Consider the following 14,965-nt stretch of genomic DNA (forward strand, 5'->3'; position numbering starts at 1 on the left):
CTTAGCATGGTTATCCTCGATTGAGGGGAGAGCTCATGGACGAGTTCGACGTCGTCGTGCTGGGTGCGGGCGCGGCCGGACTGACCGCGGCCCTGGCTGCCGCCGACGCCGGAGCCTCCGTCGGGCTCTTCGAGAAGTCGTCCCTCGTCGGAGGGACGACGTGTCTGTCGAGCGGCGTCGCCTGGCTGCCCGACAACCGCTACGCACGCGAGGCCGGAGTGGCCGACTCGCGTGCCGAGGGCATCCGCTACCTGCGGTCGCTCTCGCGCGACATGATCCGGCCAGGTATGGCGGAGGCCTTCGTGGACGGTACGGCCGAGGTCACCGAATGGCTCGAGAGGCGGACCCCACTGCACCTGAGCCTCGTGCCCGGCTATCCCGACTATCACCCCGAACACCCCGGCGGAAAACCGCAGGGCGGGCGTTCGGTCGAGCCGCACCTGTTCGGCTTCGACGCCCTCGGCGCGTGGGCCGACCGTCTCGAGGGGCGACCGCGACGCATGATGGTCCGCGAGACACCCGTGGGCGGCGGTACGGGTGTCGTCGCGCCCGACGAGGCCGACCGGCGGGAGGCGCAGCGACTCGAGGGTCTCGGCCGCGCGATGATCGGCGCCCTGCTGAAGGGATGTCTGGACCGCGGCACCGAACCGGTCACCGACGCCGCTGCCGTCGAGCTCGTCCAGGACGGCGACCGGGTGCGCGGGGTCCGCTTCGCCGACGGGTCCGCGGTGTCGGCGCGGCGTGGTGTCGTGCTCGCGACGGGAGGCTTCGAGTGGGACCCGGGTCTGGTCAGGGATTTCCTGCGCGGACCGATGTCCTATCCGGCGACGGTGCCCACCAACACCGGGGACGGCCTGCGGATGGCGATGAAGGCAGGCGCGCGGCTCGGCAACATGCGGGAGGCGTGGTGGGTGCCGGTGTGCGTGCTGCCGGGGCAGTCGAACCACGGTGAGCAGGCCGTGCACCTCGTGCTGCGCGAACGCACCCTGCCCGGTTCGATCATGGTCAACCGCGACGGCGTGCGGTTCACCAACGAGGCGGCCAACTACAACGCGCTGGGCGGCGCCTTCCACCAGCTCGATCCCGGCAGCTTCGACTACGTCAACGATCGGTGCTGGCTGGTGTTCGACGCGCGGCACGTCGAGGAGTACGGCGGATTCACGCTGCCGCCGGGGCAGGCACCCGAGTGGGCCCAGCGCGGCGACAGCGTCGGCGAACTCGCCCGCGCGATCGACGTCGAACCGGCCACATTGGAGGCCGAGGTCACCCGGTTCAACGCCATGGCGAAGGCGGGCGACGACGAGGACTTCGGCCGGGGACGCAGCGCCTACGACGGATTCGTCGGCGACAAGCGGCACTACCCCGGTGCGGCGTCGACGCTGGGACCGCTCGAGCGTGGGCCGTACTACGCCGTGCGGCTGCACCTCAGCACCCTCGGCACCAAGGGCGGTCCACAGACCGATGTGGATGGTTCTGTGTTCACTGTGGACGGAGATCCGATTCCGGGTCTGTACGCCGCAGGAAACGCCATGGCCGGGCCGACCGGAATGGTGTACGGCGGGGCGGGCGGCACGCTCGGGCCCGCGCTCGTGTTCGGATACCGCGCCGGGCGCGCGGCGGCTTCGGGAGGCAGACGATGACGGACGCACTTGAGCGGCGAATCCAGCGGATCGAGGACAGGGCGGCGATCCAGGACCTGGCCGTGCTCTACGGCTACGTCATGGACGAACGCGACGAGGACGGGATTCGCAAGCTCTTCTGCGAGGACGGCACGTTGCGGTCGGCGGACGGGGTGTTCGCGGCGAACGGCATCGACGAGATCGTCACGACGTATCTCGGCCGGTTCAAGGCCCTGGGGCCGACGAACCACTTCACGCACGGTCACGTCGTGCGGTTCGACGACGCCGATCCGGACGTCGCCTACGGCCAGCTCGCCTCGCACGCCGAGGTGGTCCGCGACGGCAAGGCCATGGTGGTCGCGCTGCGGTACCAGGACGTGTACCGGCGCACGCCGACCGGCTGGCGGTTCGCCGACCGGCTGATGTCGTACATGTACTACACCGAGGTCACCGAGTACGCGAACGTGCTCGGCCGCGACCTGCGGGTCCGCGCCTACGGCGACGAGCGCCCCGGCGACTGGCCGGAACTGCTCACCAAGGGCCACCCACCGGAGTGGCTGAAGTCCTACCTCCCCTGACCGCCCAACCCCGTGTTGCGGTTCCGGGGGCGCGTGTTGCGGATCCAGGAGCGTGTGTTGCGCACTCGGGGGCTCGTGTTGCGCCTTCGCGGTGCCGTGTTGCGGTTCCGGGAGCCCGTGTTGCGCATGCGGGGGCGGGTGTTGCGCTTCTAGGGGCGCGTGTTGCGGGTTCGGGGGGCTGGTGTTGTGTCCAGAGGTAGCCCAACTCCGCGGTCCAACGCCGCCACCGCGCAGCGCCCGCCGTGTCACGTGTCGACGAGTGCTGCGGGGGTATCCGTGCTCGTGACGTGCACGTTTGCGGTGCGGAGGTCGGATCCGTGGGACGACGGCGATTCGAGGACCTGCCGGCCCGTGCGCGCCGACGGTTCGTGGCGGGCGCGGTTCTGCGGACGCTGCTCAGCGCTGGACTCGTGATCACCGGGTACTACCTGGTGCCGCTGGACCGTCCGCTCGAGGTCGGCCCGTGGCTGCGGTTCGGGATCGCGCTGGTGGGCTTCGGGTTGGCCATCGCGTGGCAACTCAGGGTCATCGCTGTTTCCGGGACTCCGCAGCTGAGGGCCGTTCAGCTGGTCGCTGTCGGCTTTCCGTTGCTGCTCGCGCTTTTCGCGTCCGCGTACGCGGGACTGGCGCGGACGCAACCCGGAAGTTTCAGTGAGGAACTCGGACACACCGACGCGCTGTACTTCGCGCTCACGGTCTTCGCCACGGTCGGCTTCGGTGACATCGTTCCGCGCACGGAGGCTGCGCGGATTCTGACCATGATCCAAATGTCGGTGGGGCTCGTCGTCGTGGCCTTCGCCGCGCGGGCGGTCGTCGGTGCGGTCCGGACCGCACTGCGTCGCGCCGACGAGGAGCAGCGTGGCTAGGGAGCCGACGTCGTCCTGCGGCCGCCTGCGCGCTGTACGGGTCGCGGGATGCGCTCATCTCGCGGTTCGGCGCAACACGAGCTCCGGAATCGGCAACACGCGACCCTGAACCCGCAACACGAGCCCCCGAAAGCGCAACACGGCTTGGTCGGAATACCCCCTGGGGGTTTGTTTGTTGGTGCTGGGACAGGTGAATTCATGCACTCGCACCGGAGGTCATGGTGTCGGAACAGCACACGCATCATCAGCCGGCGACCGCGACCTGGGCGATGGCCGTGACCGCGACGTTGCACTGCCTGCTCGGATGCGCACTCGGCGAGATCACGGGCATGGTCATCGGCACGGCGCTGGGTTGGCACGCGGCGGGCACCGTCGTGCTGTCGGTCGTGCTGGCATTCCTGTTCGGGTACGCGCTGAGCATGCGGGGTGTGCTGCGCGCGGGCGTCGGGATGCGCCAGGCGCTCAAGGTGGCGCTCGCCGCGGACACCGTCTCGATCGCCGTCATGGAGTTGACCGACAACGCGTTCATGGTGCTTGTTCCCGGCGCGATGGACGCCGGTCTGGCCACGGCGCTGTTCTGGGTGACGCTCGCCGGCGCGCTGGCCATCGCCTTCGCCGTGACCGTGCCTGTGAACCGCTGGCTGATCGGCAAGGGACGCGGACACGCGGTCGCGCACGCGTACCACCACTGACCACCGGGACGCCGCAACACGCGCCCCTGAAGTCGCAACACGCGCCCCCAGGCCCGCAACACGCGCTCCTGAACCCGCAACACGGCGCCCTGGGGACGCAACACGCGCCCCTGGGCCCGCAACACGGGCCCCCGAAGTCGCAACACGGGTTTGCTTTGGTCGGTGGGCGGGTAGGACCGGCGGAGCGGCCGAGCAGAAGGGGGTTGGTATGAGTACGGACCGCGAATCGCTCAAGGAAGCGCTCTCGTCGGTGGATTTCCCCGCCGACAAGGAGACGTTGGTGTCGCACGCGCAGACTCGCAGCGGCGACGACAGCGTGGCGCAGGCCCTGCGCGCGATGCCGCCTGCGGAGTACGCGAACCTCGGCGAGGTGATCCAGTCGGTGCCCCTGGACAGCGACGCCGAGGAAGGCCGGTCGAGTTCGGACAAGGCACAACAGGCCCGCCACAACTCCCGTTCCGGACTGGCCGAGCGCGAGACCGAGACGCCCGCGAACCCGATCGCCCGCGAACTCGGCGAGAACCGCGGCAGCTGACCCGACGACCGTTCCCGCGAGGTGTGTCCGATGACGTCCGACAGTGCCCTGCCCCTGCCCGACTACGACGAACTGCCGATCACCGAGCTGCAGCACCGGATCCGCTCGCTCCCCGACGAGGACCTCCGGACGCTGATCGACTACGAGGAGTCCCACGCGAACCGCACACCCGTGTTGGAGTTGCTGCGCACCCGGCAGTCGGAACTCGCCGAAGGGGCCGAGCCGTCCGGCGGCGATCAGCAGGCCGACAGCGGCAAACCGGCGGACACGTCGCACGGATCGCCGGTGTCGGCAGACAGCGCGGCCCAGCCGAGCGGCCCACTGCGGCACGGCGTCGCAGGCCAGACACCGGGCCGGGACCGCCCCTGACCGCCACGCCGCAACACCCCACGGCGCAGCACCCCACGCAAAACGCCGGGTGGTCCACTGGACCACCCGGCGTTTCACCGGATACGGCTGATCAGTCCTCGGGGTCGTAGCCCAGGTTCGCCGACAGCCAGCGCTCGGCCTCGGCGAGCGACCAGCCCTTGCGCTTGGCGTAGTCCTCCACCTGGTCGCGGCCGAGCCTGCCCACGACGAAGTACCGCGACTCGGGGTGGCTGAAGTAGAAGCCGGACACCGCCGCACCCGGCCACATCGCCATCGAGTCGGTGAGTTCGATGCCGACGGTCTCCTGCACGTCGAGCAGGTTCCACAGCGTCTGCTTCTCGGTGTGCTCGGGGCACGCCGGGTAGCCGGGCGCGGGCCGGATGCCGTCGTACTGCTCCTTGATCAGGCCGACGTTGTCCAGCTCCTCGTCGGGCGCGTAGCCCCAGAACTCCTTGCGCACGCGCTCGTGCATGCGCTCGGCGAACGCCTCGGCGAGCCGGTCGGCCAGCGACTCGAGCAGGATCGCGTTGTAGTCGTCGAGGTTCTCCTTGAACTCGGCGACCTTCTGCTGCGAGCCGAGGCCCGCCGTCACCGCGAAGCCGCCGACCCAGTCCTGAAGGCCTGTCTCCTTGGGCGCCACGTAGTCGCCGATGGAGCGGTTCGGGATGCCTTCGCGGTGCTCGCCTTGCTGGCGCAGGTTGAACAGCGTCGTGAGCGTCTCGGTGCGCTGATCGTCGGTGTAGAGCTCGATGTCGTCGCCGACGGCGTTGGCGGGGAAGAAGCCGATCACGCCTGCGGCCGTGAGCCACTTCTCCTCGATGAGCTTGTCGAGCATGGCCTGCGCGTCGTCGTACAGCTTGCGCGCGGCCTCACCGGTGGCGGGATTGTTGAGGATGTCGGGGAAGGACCCCTTCATCTCCCACGCGTTGAAGAACGGCTGCCAGTCGATGTAGTCGCGCAGCTCGGCCAGGTCGTAGTCGGAGAAGACGTGCACGCCCGGCTTGGCCGGCACCGGCGGGGTGTACGACGACCAGTCGATCGGTGTGCGGTTCTCGCGTGCCTGCTCGAGCGTGACCATGGGCCGGTCCTGCTTGTTCGCGTGCCGGGCCCGCAGCGCGTCGTAGTCGGCCTGCACCTCGGACATCAACGTCTCGCGCTGCTCGTCGTGCAGGAGCGAGGCCACCACGGGCACCGAACGCGAGGCGTCCTTCACCCACACCACGGGGCCGTCGTACTTCTTGTCGACCTTCACGGCCGTGTGGGCACGCGACGTGGTGGCTCCGCCGACCAGCAGCGGCACGTCGAACTCCTGCCGCTGCAGTTCGGAGGCGAAGTTGACCATCTCGTCCAGCGACGGGGTGATCAGCCCGGACAGGCCGATCACGTCGGCGTTGTGCTCCTTGGCCGCGTCCAGGATCTGCTGCGCGGGCACCATCACGCCGAGGTCGATGACCTCGAAGTTGTTGCACTGCAACACGACGCCGACGATGTTCTTGCCGATGTCGTGGACGTCGCCCTTCACCGTGGCGAGCACGACCGTGCCGTTGGTGTCCTTCTCGCCGGTGGTGCCCGCGTCGGCCTTCTCCTGCTCGATGAACGGGATGAGGTAGGCGACGGCCTTCTTCATCACGCGGGCGCTCTTGACCACCTGGGGCAGGAACATCTTGCCCGCGCCGAACAGGTCGCCGACGACGTTCATGCCGTCCATCAGCGGGCCCTCGATGACCTCGATCGGGCGGCCGCCGCGCTGGGCGATCTCGTTGCGCAGCTCCTCGGTGTCGGCCTCGACGTGGGCGTCGATGCCCTTCACAAGCGCGTGCGTGATCCGCTCGGCGACGGGGAGTTCGCGCCATTCGTCGGCGGTCTCCTCGTCGGCCGAACCGTTGCCCTTGTGCTGTTCGGCGAGTTCGAGCAGCCGCTCGGTGGCGGCCTGCGGGTCGTCGGTGCGGTTGAGGACGACGTCCTCGATCGCGTCCCGCAGTTCCTTGTCCACCTCGTCGTACACCGCGAGCGCACCCGCGTTGACGATGCCCATGTCCAGGCCCGCCTCGATCGCGTGGAACAGGAAGACCGCGTGGATCGCCTCACGCACGGTGTTGTTGCCGCGGAAGGAGAACGAGACGTTGGAGATGCCGCCGGAGATCTTGGCGCCCGGCAGGTTCTGCTTGATCCAGCGCGCGCCCTCGATGAAGTCGAGGCCGTAGGTCGCGTGCTCCTCGATGCCGGTGGCGACCGCGAACACGTTGGGGTCGAAGACGATGTCCTCGGCGGGGAAGCCGACCCGGTCGACGAGGATGTCGTACGCGCGCCTGCAGATCTCCTTGCGGCGCTCGAGGTTGTCGGCCTGGCCGTCCTCGTCGAAGGCCATCACGACGACGGCGGCGCCGTACTTCTTGCACAGCTGCGCCTGCTGGACGAACTCGTCCTCGCCCGCCTTCAGCGAGATGGAGTTGACGATGGGCTTGCCCTGGATGTTCTTCAGGCCCGCCTCGATGACCTCCCACTTGGACGAGTCGACCATGATCGGCACGCGGCTGATGTCCGGTTCGGACGCGATGAGCTTGAGGAAGCGGTCCATCGCCTCGACGCCGTCGATCATGCCCTCGTCCATGTTGACGTCGATGACCTGCGCGCCGTTCTCCACCTGCTGCACGGCCACCGAGAGGGCGGTGTCGTAGTCGCTGTCCTTGATCAGCTTGCGGAACCGGGCCGAGCCGGTGATGTTGGTCCGCTCGCCGACGTTGACGAACAGCGAGGAGTCGTCGATGTTGAACGGCTCGAGACCCGAAAGGCGCATCGCGGGCTCGGGCTGCGAGGGAACGCGGGGCGGCAGTCCCTCGGCGGCCTTCGCGATGGCGCCGATGTGCTCGGGCGTGGTGCCGCAGCACCCGCCGAGCACGTTGACCAGGCCGGCCTCGGCGAACTCCCGGACCACGGTCGACATCTGGTCGGGCGTCTCGTCGTACTCGCCGAACGCGTTGGGCAGACCGGCGTTCGGGTAGCAGTGCACGAAGCAGTCGGCGACGCGGCTGAGCTCGGCGACGTACTGGCGCATCTCGGCGGCACCGAGCGCGCAGTTGAGGCCGACCAGCAACGGGTTGACGTGCCGGATGGAGTTCCAGAACGCCTCGGTCGTCTGGCCGGACAGCGTGCGGCCGGAGGCGTCGGTGATGGTGCCCGACACCATGACCGGCCAGCGGCGGCCGCGCTCGGCGAACAGCGTCTCGAGCGCGAAGATGCAGGCCTTGGCGTTGAGGGTGTCGAAGATCGTCTCGATGAGCAGCAGGTCGGCGCCACCGTCGACCAGGCCGTTGGCCTGTTGCAGATACGCCGTGACGAGGTCGTCGTAGGAGACGTTGCGGGCGCCGGGGTCGTTGACGTCCGGGGAGATCGATGCCGTGCGGTTCGTCGGCCCGAGCGCGCCGGCCACGAACCGCGGACGGTCGGGGGTCGCGTACTCGTCGGCTGTCGTACGGGCCAGCCGGGCGCCCTCGTAGTTGAGCTCGTAGACCAGCTCCTGCATCTCGAAGTCGGCCTGGGCGATCGTCGTGGCGCTGAACGTGTTGGTCTCGACGATGTCCGCGCCCGCCTCGAGGAACCGGCGGGTGATGCCGCTGATCAGGTCGGGCTGGGTCAGCGTCAGCAGGTCGCTGTTGCCCTTGACATCACAGCCCCAGTCGGCGAAGCGTTCGCCGCGGTACTCGGCCTCACCCGGCGACTCCTGCTGGATCATCGTGCCCATTGCGCCGTCGATGATCAGGATCCGCTCGCGGAGGAGCGCGGCGAGTTCGTCGGTGCGGTCTGGCTGGATGTTGCTCATACCCTGCCTTCCTCGTCGGAAGGCGTCCTTGGTGTTCTCGCCGAGCGTGGCGGGCAGCCCCCTGGCGATGGCGGCCCGTTGCAACGCCTCTCGGCACGCCCCAGCCTAAGGCGTGCCCGGCCGGTGTTCGCGAGCGTTTCGGCCTCAGATGCGAGGAACCTCACCGATCACGGGCCTCATGGAGGCGGGGAACTCAGCCGAATGGGCCTTGACCGCACGGCAGCGTCGCGTCCGATTGCGCTGCGTACAGGCCGCACATGCAAAACGCCGGGCGGCCCCGATGGGAGCGCCCGGCGTTCTCGCTGGCGGAGGATACGGGATTCGAACCCGTGAGGGCTGTTAACCCAACACGATTTCCAATCGTGCGCCTTAGGCCGCTCGGCCAATCCTCCGCGAAAAAGGGTACAGGACTCTGCGTGATCACCGATGGGAGGGTCGGCTGCCCGGGCTGCACCGAGGCCGGCCTCACCGAGAGGAGGAGCCGGCGCCGAGCAACGGCAGACACGGTGCGAGGCCCTCGACGGTGACCTCGACCGTGCGGTGACGCTGCCACGCCTCGCGGGTGAGCAGCAGCCGCCGGGCCGTGCGCCTGCGGCCTTGCACGGAGTACGTGGCCGTTCCGTCGTCGGCGTAGCCCAGCTTGTGCGAGACCGCCATCGACGTGGGGGTGTCCTCGAACGACTCCGACCTGGCGGTGTCCGCGCCGAGTTCGGCGAACGCCAGGTGGAGCACCGCGGCGCGCATCTCGGTGCCGATGCCCTGGCCCTGGTGGGCACGGCCGAGCCAGGAACCGCTGCCGACCTCGCGGGTGACAGCGAAGTCCGTGGCCTGCAGGCCCTGTGTCCCCACGACCGTGCCGTTGTGCAGCACCGTCAGCGGCAGGGTCCACGACTCATGGGTGACCTCGCTCCGGATGCGGTAGTGGCGCTGGACGACCGACCTGGCCAGGGCATCCGGCGCGGCGTCGGTGAACGGATGCAGGAAAGGCATCTCGCCGGGCGGGTGGATGCCGGCGACGGCGAGGTCGGCGAGCGCGGCCAGCTGGGCGTCGTCGGGCACGCGCAACTCCAGTCGTGGGGTGCGCAGCCTCAGACCCGCGAGCGGGAACACCTCGGCCAACATGCGCCCATTGTCGACCGGGCGTCGAGCGAATTACCGCGGCGAGGACGTCAGGTTGGCGAAGGACTCCACCTGGTCCCTGCGGCCCGCGACGACGAGGAGGTCGTGGCGCTCGACGATGCTCTCCTGGGTGGCGTAGGTGAACTTCTCGCCGGGGCGCTTGATGCCGGCCACCGTGACGCCGTAGCGCTTGCGGATCGAGGTCTGGCCGAGGGGCACGCCCAGCACGTCGTCGGGCGCCGTCGTCTTGACGAGGGCGTAGTCGTCCTCGAACTCGATGTAGTCGAGCATGCGTCCGGTCACCAGGTGCGCCACGCGTTCGCCCATGTCGTGCTCGGGCAGCACCACGTGGTGGGCGCCGACGCGTTCGAGGATGCGCCGGTGCCTGCGGTTGGTCGCCTTGGCCCAGATGCTCGCGATGCCGAAGTCCGACAGCACTGACGTGGTGAGGATGCTCGCCTCGATGTCGTCGCCGATGCTGACGACGGCGCGTTCGAAGTCGGGCACGCCCAGCTGGGTCAGCGCGTCCGGGTCGGTGGTGTCGGCGACGGCGGCGTGCGTCAGGTCGTCGGCGTAGCGCTGCACCAGTTTCGGGTCGCGGTCGAGACCGAGCACCTCGAACCCGCTGCCGACGAGTTCCAGCGCCAGCGAGCTGCCGAACCGGCCGAGACCGACGACCACGACGCGATTGACGTCTTTCGAGGACCTAGCCAACGATGGGCCTCTCTTCCGGGAGTTCGTACCGACGCGAACGGTCGCGCAACGCCAGCGCGGACGCCAGCGTGATCGGACCGACGCGTCCCAGGAACATCAGCAGGGACAACACGAGGTGGCCGGCGGGGCCCACGTCGGCGGTGATTCCGGTGGACAGACCGACCGTGGCGAACGCCGAGATCACCTCGAACAGCACCTGTTCGACACGGAACGGGGTGATCGCGAGCATCGCCAGCGTGGCGAGCATGACGGCTCCCACGCTGAGCAGCACCACGGTCAGAGCCTGCCGCTGCACGAGCGCCGGAACCTTGCGGCCGAAGGCGTGCGTGGACGGTTCGCCCTTGATCTCGGAGTAGATGACGAACGCGAGCAGGGCGAACGTCGTCACCTTGATGCCACCGGCCGTACCCGCGCTGCCGCCGCCGATGAACATCAGGATGTCGTTGACCAGCAGCGTGCCCGACTCCATCTCGCCGACGTCGACGCTGTTGAACCCGGCGGTTCTCGGCATGGCGCCGTGGAACAGTCCGGCGAGCAGCTTGCCTCCGACGCCGAAGCCGCCGAGCGTCTCGGGGTTGTTCCACTCCGCCGTCGTGATCACCACCGCGCCGATCAGCAACAGCACGCCGCTGTGATCAGGGTCAGCTTGGCGTGCATCGACCAGCGGACGCGGCGGCGCCGGTGCTTCCACAGCTCGATCCACACGGGGAAGCCGAGACCACCGGCCAGCATCGCGAGCATCACCGGCACGCACACCTACGGGTCGGTCGCGAAACCCATGAGGCTGTCGGAGTACAACGCGAACCCGGCGTTGTTGAACGCCGAGATCGCATGGAACACGCCGTGGTAGACCGCGCGCCCGGTCTCGTACCCGTACCCGATCGCCAGCCGCGCGGTCAGCACCGCCGCGACGATCAGCTCCAGCACGAGCGACACGGTGATGACGCCGCGCACCACGCGCCGCACGTCCCCGAGGTCGAGGGCTTTCGTCTCGGCCTGTGCGGTGAGCCGCATTCGCAGCCCGAACCGGCGCGAGACGAGCAGGCCGAGCAGCGAGGCGGTGGTCATGATGCCGAGACCGCCCAGCTGGATCAGCCCGAGGATCACCAGCTCGCCGAACGTCGACCAGTACTCGGGCGTGTCCACGACGATCAGTCCGGTCACGCACAACGCCGAGATCGACGTGAACAGCGCCGTCACGAACCCGGTCGCCTCGCCCGACTCGCTCGACGCGGGCAGGGCGAGCAGCACGGTGCCGCAGGCTGCGGCGAGCGCGAAGCCCACTACGACGATGCGAGCAGGCTGCCGCCACGTGGGCAGCAGTCGCCTCAGTACGCCGGTACGCACCTCACGCGGAGCGTTCGGGGCGGCCCTCGGCCGCCCACTCGGTGTGGAACACGCCCTCCCGGTCCACCCTGCGGTACGTGTGCGCGCCGAAGTAGTCGCGCTGGCCCTGCACGAGCGCCGCGGGCAGCCGCTCGGCGCGCAGCGCGTCGTAGTAGGCCAGTGCCGTGGAGAAGCCCGGCGTCGGGATGCCGAGCCGGACGGCGGTCGAGACCACCGAACGCCAGGCGTCCTGCGCATCCTCGACGGCCTTGCGGAACCCGCCGCTGGTCAGCAGCGTCTGCAGGCCCGGCTCGGCCTCGTAGGCGGCACGGATGTCGTTGAGGAACCTGGCGCGGATGATGCAGCCGCCGCGCCAGATGGACGCGACCGCACCCAGGTCGATGTCCCAGCCGTACTCGGCGCCGCCCGCGAGGATCTGGTTGAAGCCCTGCGCGTAGGCCACCACTTTGGACGCGTACAGGGCCTGCTCGACGTCGTCGGCGAACCGGTCGGCGTCCGAACCGGACAGCGGCGCCCGCGTCGGACCGGCCAGTCCGCGAGCGGAGGCACGCAGGTCGGCGTGGCCGGACAGCGACCTGGCGAACGTCGCCTCGGCGATCCCCGTGATCGGCTGGCCGAGGTCGAGTCCGATCTGGACCGTCCAGCGGCCGGTGCCCTTCTGCTCGGCCTGGTCGGCGACGACGTCGACGAACGGCTTGCCGGTCGCGGCGTCGGTGTGGCCGAGGACCTCGGCCGTGATCTCGATGAGGTACGACTCGAGCCGTCCGGAGTTCCAGGTGCGGAACACGTCGGCGATCTGTGCCGGCTCGTAGCCGAGTGCGCCGCGCAGCAGGTCGAACGACTCGGCGATCAACTGCATGTCGGAGTACTCGATGCCGTTGTGGACCATCTTGACGAAGTGGCCCGCTCCGTCCGGCCCGACGTGGGTGCAGCACGGGTCGCCGTCCACCTTGGCCGAGATGCTCTCCAGGAGCGGCCCGAGCGACTCGTACGACTCGGCCGACCCGCCGGGCATGATGCTCGGGCCGTGCAGCGCGCCCTCCTCGCCGCCGGACACTCCCGTGCCGACGAAGTGCAGGCCGCGTTCGCGCAGCGCCGCCTCCCTCCTGCGGGTGTCGGCGAAGTGGGCGTTGCCTGCGTCGACGATCACATCGCCCGGTTCGAGCAGCGGTGCGAACTCCTCGATCACCGCGTCGGTCGGCTCGCCCGCCTTGACCATGATGACGAGCTTGCGGGGACGTTCGAGCGCGTCGACGAACTCGCGCGCCGAGTACGTCGGGAGGAACTCGCCCTCGTCCCCGAACTGCTCGACCAGCTCGCGCGTGCGTGTTTCGGACCTGTTGTGCAGTGCGACCGCATGCCCGTGGCGGGCCAGATTGCGGGCCAGATTGCGCCCCATGACGGCGAGTCCGGTGACGCCGATATCGGCCTTCTTCGTCATGTGGCCGACCCTACTCCGACCTCGGGCTTTGGGGCAGAGCCGGAAAACGGTAACGTTTGCGCCGCCATGGCCAGTACCGTGACCTCCCGCCGCAAGCAACTCGGCAACGAGTTGCGGCATGCGCGTACCAACGCGGGGATGACCCAGCAGCACGTCGCGGAGATCCTCGGCTGCACGCAGGGCAAGGTCAACAAGATCGAGTCCGGTGCGGTCGGTGCCAAGCTCGGCGATGTCCGAACCATGATCGACGCGTACGGCGTCACGGGTGAGGAAGCCGACACGCTCCTCAACCTCGCGCGCGCGGCCGCGGGACAGCGTGGCCACTGGTCGGGCTACCGGTCGGTCGTGCCGCACTGGTTCCGCACGTTCACCGACCTCGAGCCCGCAGCCGCCGAGATCATGACGTGGCACGGTGAGCGCATCCCCGGTCCGCTGCAGTCCGAGCACTACATGCTCAAGCAGTTCACCGAGTTCGGTTCCGGCGACATCACGTCGCTGGTGCGCAATCGCCTCGACCGCAAGGCCGTCTTCGACCAGGAGCAGCCGCCGTACTACCGGTTCATCCTGTCCGAGGGGGCGCTGCGCAGGGCGCCGGGAGGCCGCTCACCCGGCGTGATGCTGGACCAGATGGAGCACCTCATCGAGCTGGACCGCCGCAGCAGGGTCTACATCCACGTGCTGCCGTTCGAGGCCAAGCTCGCCGCCGTGCCCAACGACTTCACGATCATGCGATTCCCCGACCGCACCCGGGACTTCGTCTACGTCGAGCACTCGGCGGGCGGGATCTACCTCGACGACATGAAGGACTTCCAGATCTTCGTCGACTCCTGGGACCGGCTGCGCGGTGCTGCGCTGGAGCGCAACGAGACGCGTGAGTTCGTGCAGGAGATGGCCGATCACTACCGCTCGCAGCTCGTCACCTGAGGCGCGGGGTCGCTCGGCGCATCCGCGCGGCGCGCGCCGGGAGGTCGCGGTGGGCCGGGTGGGGGTTCGGACTCGGAGAGTGGCTCAGAGACGGACGACGTAGCGCGAGGTGAGCCTGCGGTCGTCGAGGGGGTAACCGGCCGTTTCGGCGGCGTCGCCGACGTCGCTGCGCGTACTCGGCCTGCGCGCGACGAGTCCGGGACCGAAACGACGTGGTTTGCGCGGAGACGGCAGCGACGGCTCGGTCACGTCGTGTTCCGTGCCCGAAGCGCCTGCCCGGGTCATCTCGAGTCGTACGGCCATCTGCTTCCACCCCCGCCTTGTACTGCGGTTTCTCTGCGGACCTGTGGTGTCCCTCGCAAGCGGACGGGCCGGGGTCGACCCGTCGCCTAGCGTTAGGAATAATCCTAGGAGGGGATTAATCACGGTGTCGACCGGCGGACGTGAAGTTCCCACGGATGGACGCACGCTTCGGCGGGTTTGGCATCGATACACAGGGAGAAACCGGATGGGCAGGGCAGAATCGGGCCGGACGGCAGGTCGTCCGGGGCGTTGACCTGCACTCTGACCGGTACGGAGGTAGACATGGCCGACCGCACAGTTGAAGAGGATTATTACGACCCTGCAACCGTGTCGAGCAGGTTCGACCCGATCGGATGGCAGAAGTCGTTCGCCAGTGAGCCGAACGGGGGCAACTGCGTCGAGGTCAACTTCGGTGACAGAGCCGGCGACGGCCATGTGGGTGTACGCGACACCAAGCTCGAAGACAGCCCGGTCTTCATGTTCACGCGCGGTGAATGGAACGCCTTCGTGACCGCGGTCAAGGCAGGTCAGTTCGATCTGCCCGCCTGAGCACGGAATCCGGTGCGGCGACGGCGGGCTGGTACCCGCCCCAGCTGCACCCGTGGCCACGCGGCCCCCGGCGTATCGACCGGGGCCGT

Annotated in this window: 16 protein-coding genes and 1 tRNA gene; 8 read left to right on the forward strand and 9 right to left on the reverse strand. The window is 69.0% G+C overall.

What is annotated here, in order from left to right; genetic code table 11:
* Positions 1 to 35 precede the first annotated feature (35 nt).
* The 6 genes from IF64_RS0111685 (at position 36) to IF64_RS0111715 (ending at position 4,659) form a co-directional block, all read left to right on the forward strand.
* Positions 36 to 1,640: an FAD-dependent oxidoreductase gene (locus IF64_RS0111685; protein WP_030532095.1), complete on the forward strand. Its 1,605-nt coding sequence runs from the start codon at positions 36 to 38 to the stop codon at positions 1,638 to 1,640.
* Complete coding sequence (locus IF64_RS0111690) at positions 1,637 to 2,197, forward strand: nuclear transport factor 2 family protein (protein WP_030532096.1); 561 nt, start codon at positions 1,637 to 1,639, stop codon at positions 2,195 to 2,197. Before IF64_RS0111685 ends, IF64_RS0111690 begins: the two co-directional genes overlap by 4 nt.
* Positions 2,198 to 2,514: 317 nt before the next feature.
* A complete protein-coding gene (locus IF64_RS0111700) occupies positions 2,515 to 3,063 on the forward strand; it encodes a potassium channel family protein (RefSeq protein ID WP_169741945.1) in 549 nt (182 codons plus the stop codon).
* A 218-nt stretch (positions 3,064 to 3,281) separates the two neighbouring features.
* The gene (locus IF64_RS0111705) at positions 3,282 to 3,755 is read left to right on the forward strand and encodes a DUF4396 domain-containing protein (RefSeq protein ID WP_030532098.1); all 474 of its coding nucleotides are present in this window, start codon (positions 3,282 to 3,284) and stop codon (positions 3,753 to 3,755) included.
* 208 nt (positions 3,756 to 3,963) lie between these two features.
* Entirely contained in the window at positions 3,964 to 4,290 is a 327-nt protein-coding gene (locus tag IF64_RS0111710; protein WP_030532099.1) for a DUF2795 domain-containing protein, read from the forward strand.
* A gap of 30 nt (positions 4,291 to 4,320) precedes the next feature.
* Positions 4,321 to 4,659, forward strand: coding sequence for a DUF8129 domain-containing protein (locus IF64_RS0111715; RefSeq protein WP_030532100.1), 339 nt, complete (start codon positions 4,321 to 4,323; stop codon positions 4,657 to 4,659).
* A 91-nt stretch (positions 4,660 to 4,750) separates the two neighbouring features.
* On the opposite strand, the gene metH is transcribed toward IF64_RS0111715, so the two are convergent.
* The 8 genes from metH to gndA form a co-directional block, all read right to left on the reverse strand.
* Positions 4,751 to 8,479 carry a methionine synthase gene (gene metH / locus IF64_RS0111720; RefSeq protein ID WP_030532101.1) on the reverse strand — a complete coding sequence of 1,243 codons (3,729 nt, stop codon included), beginning with the start codon at positions 8,477 to 8,479 and terminating at the stop codon, positions 4,751 to 4,753.
* 303 nt (positions 8,480 to 8,782) lie between these two features.
* A tRNA-Ser gene (locus IF64_RS0111725) sits at positions 8,783 to 8,871 on the reverse strand.
* Positions 8,872 to 8,944: 73 nt separating this feature from the next.
* Complete coding sequence (locus IF64_RS0111730; protein ID WP_030532102.1) at positions 8,945 to 9,601, reverse strand: GNAT family N-acetyltransferase; 657 nt, start codon at positions 9,599 to 9,601, stop codon at positions 8,945 to 8,947.
* A gap of 30 nt (positions 9,602 to 9,631) precedes the next feature.
* Positions 9,632 to 10,279 (reverse strand): potassium channel family protein, encoded by a 648-nt coding sequence (locus IF64_RS0111735; protein WP_036876417.1) that lies wholly within the window; start codon positions 10,277 to 10,279, stop codon positions 9,632 to 9,634.
* Between the two features lie 25 nt (positions 10,280 to 10,304).
* Positions 10,305 to 10,937, reverse strand: a complete 633-nt coding sequence (locus tag IF64_RS28210) for a potassium transporter TrkG (protein WP_425468447.1) — start codon at positions 10,935 to 10,937, stop codon at positions 10,305 to 10,307.
* A complete protein-coding gene (locus tag IF64_RS28215; protein WP_428829418.1) occupies positions 10,925 to 11,062 on the reverse strand; it encodes a hypothetical protein in 138 nt (45 codons plus the stop codon). Before IF64_RS28215 ends, IF64_RS28210 begins: the two co-directional genes overlap by 13 nt.
* A 6-nt stretch (positions 11,063 to 11,068) precedes the next feature.
* Complete coding sequence (locus tag IF64_RS28220) at positions 11,069 to 11,659, reverse strand: potassium transporter TrkG (protein WP_425468445.1); 591 nt, start codon at positions 11,657 to 11,659, stop codon at positions 11,069 to 11,071.
* Between the two features lies 1 nt (position 11,660).
* Positions 11,661 to 13,100 carry an NADP-dependent phosphogluconate dehydrogenase gene (gene gndA, locus IF64_RS0111745; protein ID WP_030532104.1) on the reverse strand — a complete coding sequence of 480 codons (1,440 nt, stop codon included), beginning with the start codon at positions 13,098 to 13,100 and terminating at the stop codon, positions 11,661 to 11,663.
* Positions 13,101 to 13,166: 66 nt separating this feature from the next.
* Here gndA and IF64_RS0111750 point away from each other — a divergent pair, with 66 nt between their 5' ends.
* Complete coding sequence (locus IF64_RS0111750; RefSeq protein WP_030532105.1) at positions 13,167 to 14,024, forward strand: helix-turn-helix domain-containing protein; 858 nt, start codon at positions 13,167 to 13,169, stop codon at positions 14,022 to 14,024.
* Positions 14,025 to 14,108: 84 nt separating this feature from the next.
* On the opposite strand, the gene IF64_RS0111755 is transcribed toward IF64_RS0111750, so the two are convergent.
* Positions 14,109 to 14,327: a hypothetical protein gene (locus tag IF64_RS0111755; protein WP_030532106.1), complete on the reverse strand. Its 219-nt coding sequence runs from the start codon at positions 14,325 to 14,327 to the stop codon at positions 14,109 to 14,111.
* Between the two features lie 282 nt (positions 14,328 to 14,609).
* Between IF64_RS0111755 and IF64_RS0111760 the strand changes: the two genes are divergently transcribed.
* A complete protein-coding gene (locus IF64_RS0111760) occupies positions 14,610 to 14,876 on the forward strand; it encodes a DUF397 domain-containing protein (protein ID WP_030532107.1) in 267 nt (88 codons plus the stop codon).
* The last annotated feature ends 89 nt before the right edge of the window (positions 14,877 to 14,965 follow it).

Source organism: Prauserella rugosa, from assembly GCF_000719975.1.
In the GTDB taxonomy this organism is placed as follows: Bacteria; Actinomycetota; Actinomycetes; order Mycobacteriales; family Pseudonocardiaceae; genus Prauserella; species Prauserella rugosa.

What these genes read in the sequence shown, in the direction of transcription:
- IF64_RS0111685 (WP_030532095.1), top strand. Translation starts at nt 36, where the DNA reads ATGGACGAGTTCGACGTCGTCGTGCTGGGTGCGGGCGCGGCCGGACTG.
- IF64_RS0111690 (WP_030532096.1), top strand. Translation starts at nt 1,637, where the DNA reads ATGACGGACGCACTTGAGCGGCGAATCCAGCGGATCGAGGACAGGGCG.
- IF64_RS0111705 (WP_030532098.1), top strand. Translation starts at nt 3,282, where the DNA reads ATGGTGTCGGAACAGCACACGCATCATCAGCCGGCGACCGCGACCTGG.
- IF64_RS0111710 (WP_030532099.1), top strand. Translation starts at nt 3,964, where the DNA reads ATGAGTACGGACCGCGAATCGCTCAAGGAAGCGCTCTCGTCGGTGGAT.
- IF64_RS0111715 (WP_030532100.1), top strand. Translation starts at nt 4,321, where the DNA reads ATGACGTCCGACAGTGCCCTGCCCCTGCCCGACTACGACGAACTGCCG.
- metH (WP_030532101.1), bottom strand. Translation starts at nt 8,479, where the DNA reads ATGAGCAACATCCAGCCAGACCGCACCGACGAACTCGCCGCGCTCCTC.
- IF64_RS0111730 (WP_030532102.1), bottom strand. Translation starts at nt 9,601, where the DNA reads ATGTTGGCCGAGGTGTTCCCGCTCGCGGGTCTGAGGCTGCGCACCCCA.
- gndA (WP_030532104.1), bottom strand. Translation starts at nt 13,100, where the DNA reads ATGACGAAGAAGGCCGATATCGGCGTCACCGGACTCGCCGTCATGGGG.
- IF64_RS0111750 (WP_030532105.1), top strand. Translation starts at nt 13,167, where the DNA reads ATGGCCAGTACCGTGACCTCCCGCCGCAAGCAACTCGGCAACGAGTTG.
- IF64_RS0111755 (WP_030532106.1), bottom strand. Translation starts at nt 14,327, where the DNA reads ATGGCCGTACGACTCGAGATGACCCGGGCAGGCGCTTCGGGCACGGAA.
- IF64_RS0111760 (WP_030532107.1), top strand. Translation starts at nt 14,610, where the DNA reads ATGGCCGACCGCACAGTTGAAGAGGATTATTACGACCCTGCAACCGTG.